This is a genomic window from Frankia sp. CeRuru1 (assembly GCF_977966315.1).
In genome coordinates, this window is the sequence record NZ_CDWWEW010000413.1 from 2286 (window position 1) to 4586 (window position 2301).

General features: G+C 69.6%; 3 protein-coding genes and 1 tRNA gene. 3 read left to right on the plus strand and 1 reads right to left on the minus strand.

Annotation, left to right across the window (positions count from 1 at the left end; genetic code table 11):
• The 3 genes from AC08OP_RS21585 to AC08OP_RS21595 all read left to right on the plus strand — a co-directional run.
• Positions 1 to 347, plus strand: a 347-nt coding sequence (locus AC08OP_RS21585; RefSeq protein WP_476615850.1) for an IS66 family transposase, incomplete at its 5' end; no start/stop codon positions are given.
• Positions 329 to 871, plus strand: a complete 543-nt coding sequence (locus tag AC08OP_RS21590; RefSeq protein ID WP_476615851.1) for an IS66 family transposase — start codon at positions 329 to 331, stop codon at positions 869 to 871. The genes AC08OP_RS21585 and AC08OP_RS21590, both read left to right, overlap by 19 nt.
• Before the next feature lie 413 nt (positions 872 to 1284).
• Positions 1285 to 1617, plus strand: a complete 333-nt coding sequence (locus tag AC08OP_RS21595) for a hypothetical protein (RefSeq protein ID WP_476615852.1) — start codon at positions 1285 to 1287, stop codon at positions 1615 to 1617.
• A 39-nt stretch (positions 1618 to 1656) separates the two neighbouring features.
• Here the strand turns inward: AC08OP_RS21595 and AC08OP_RS21600 are convergent.
• Positions 1657 to 1729: transfer RNA gene (locus AC08OP_RS21600), tRNA-Lys, on the minus strand.
• Between the last annotated feature and the right edge of the window lie 572 nt (positions 1730 to 2301).

The following is a 2301-nucleotide window of genomic DNA, read 5'->3' on the forward strand; positions in this document are numbered from 1 at the left end:
GTGCTGGCTGGTCCGCGCGTGTGGAACGCCGACCTGGGGGTTCGGGGTCAGGCGGCGGGTTCGATGGTGATGGTGTAGCCGAGCTTCTCCAGTTCGCCGACGAGACCGGTTGGCACGTCTTCGAGCAGGTCGCCGGCAAGGAGGGCCACCGCTGGTGGCTCTGGGTCTTCCTGGCCCCGGACACCGTGGTCTTCCGGATAGCCCCGACCCGCTCGGCCGCCGTGCTTGAGGGCCACCTCGGCGTCGCCCGCACGAACACCGACGGCACGACGAAGAAGGACACCGCGCTGCCCGACGGCCGGCACCTGCTGCTCTCGGCGGCCTCTACGTGGCCCACCGGGCCCTGACCGCAGCCGACCCCGATAGCGGTGTCCACGACGAGACCCAGGCAGCGTTCGAGAACGCCCTGGCCGCGATCGACACCGCCCGCCACGCCGAGATGGCGATCTACAGCCTGCACCCGGCGGCGAAGAAGGTCCTGGCCACTCTCGACCACGAATGGGACGGACTGGCGCGCCACCGCGACTTCCCCGACCTAGATCTTGACAACAACGCGGCGGAAAGGGCGTTGCGGAACCCGGTCGTCGGCCGGAAGATCTACTACGGCAGCCAGGCCCGATGGTCCGCCGACCTGGCCGCCCGGGTCTGGACGATCACCGGCACCGCCGAACGCAACCGCTGTGAACCCCTCGGCTACCTGACCGACTACCTCGACGCCTGCGCCGCGGCCGGCGGGAAGCCACCCGAAGGCCCGGACCTGGAACGGTTCTTCGTCTGGCTCGACCGCCCCCGAGACCAGGACACCACCGGGCGCCACGACGATCCCAGCAGGGCCGCGTGGGCCGAACCCGGTACCGGCGCATTACCGTAGGCCCGATCCCGGGCCGAGCCGACACCCGACCACCACAAGCCGAGCTTCTGACATGCCCTCCCACAGGATTTCCGAACGTTTACTCCAGAATCAACGGTGACCGGCGTTTCCCGCGGGTGCCGTCACAACCCGACAACCCGACAACCCGACAAGGTGCGCGTCCCGGTGTGGATGCTGCTGTGCGGCTGCTGGCGGGTGCATCCTCTGGCGTTCTGGCGTTCTGGCGTTCTGGCGTTCTGGCGTTCTGGCGTTCTGGCGTGGTGGCTGTGGGGGCGTGCCCGGCTCACCTTCGTCTACCGGTGGCGGTGGAAGCCGGCGATGGTCCACACCGACCTTGCCATCCGGATGCCGGCGTCGACGGGTAATCAGGTGACGTTCGACGTCGCCGGTGCCACCGCGCGGGTAAGGGTTCGGTGCTGTGGTCGGTGCTGCGCGGGCTCGGGCCGGCGGTGCGCGCGGGGCTGGTCGAGCTGTGGGTGCGTGACCCGAAGGGCGGGATGGAACTGGCCTTCGGCTGCGCCCTGTTCACCCGCTTCGCCACCACGACGAAGACGATCGCGGATCTGCTCGACGGTGCGGTGACCGTCATGCGGGACCGGACGGCGCGTCTCGCCGGGAATACCCGCCTGTACACCCCGACCGCCGGTGAGCCGTTGATTGTCCTGGTCGTCGCCGAAATCGCCGCCGCGATCCCGCGCCGCTCACAGGCTGCCCACAACGATCATCGAACGAGCGGTCAATCATGACTGTGATACATGAGAGCAGGTCAAAGGCCTGTCTACGGGTGCGCCGCCAGGGACTTGAACCCCGAACCCGCGGATTAAGAGTCCGCTGCTCTGCCAATTGAGCTAGCGGCGCGTTGCCTCCGCGTCCCCGCGGCGACATGCAGAACTCTACCAGGCGCTGGAGACGAGTGGCCGGGGGTGCAGGCAGGGCGCTCGGTAGCGGCGGCCACCTTGGAGATCACTGGTGGCGGCGGCTCCGGGTCCCTGCGTGTGCTCCGGGGTCCCTGCGTGTCCTCCGGGGCCGGTCTTGCCCGGGATCTTGCCCGGGTCCTGGGGCTGCCTGTGGTCTCGGCTCGGAGCCGTAACGGGCATCAGCGGGGTTCCAGGAATGTTTCGCTGATAGACATGACGTGGCCGACGCCGCGGGCCTGCCGGACGTACGGTCAGGCCGGGACACCGCGGTGAGGCCGGGACGCGGTGGCTTTGGCGTCTCGTCCCTTCCCTCGCGTCCGATCCGGACCGGCGTCACGCGGGTACCGAATCGGACCTGACGACCTGGAGGCCCACCGCGAGTTCCGAAGCATCGTCCGCTGACACGGCCCGTCCCTCGCACGGACCGCCGGATCGGCCGGACCCCAGCCCGCACCCGGGTCCGGGTCCCGTCGAGCGATCGCAGTTGCCCAGCCCACGCCCACGGCCCCAACC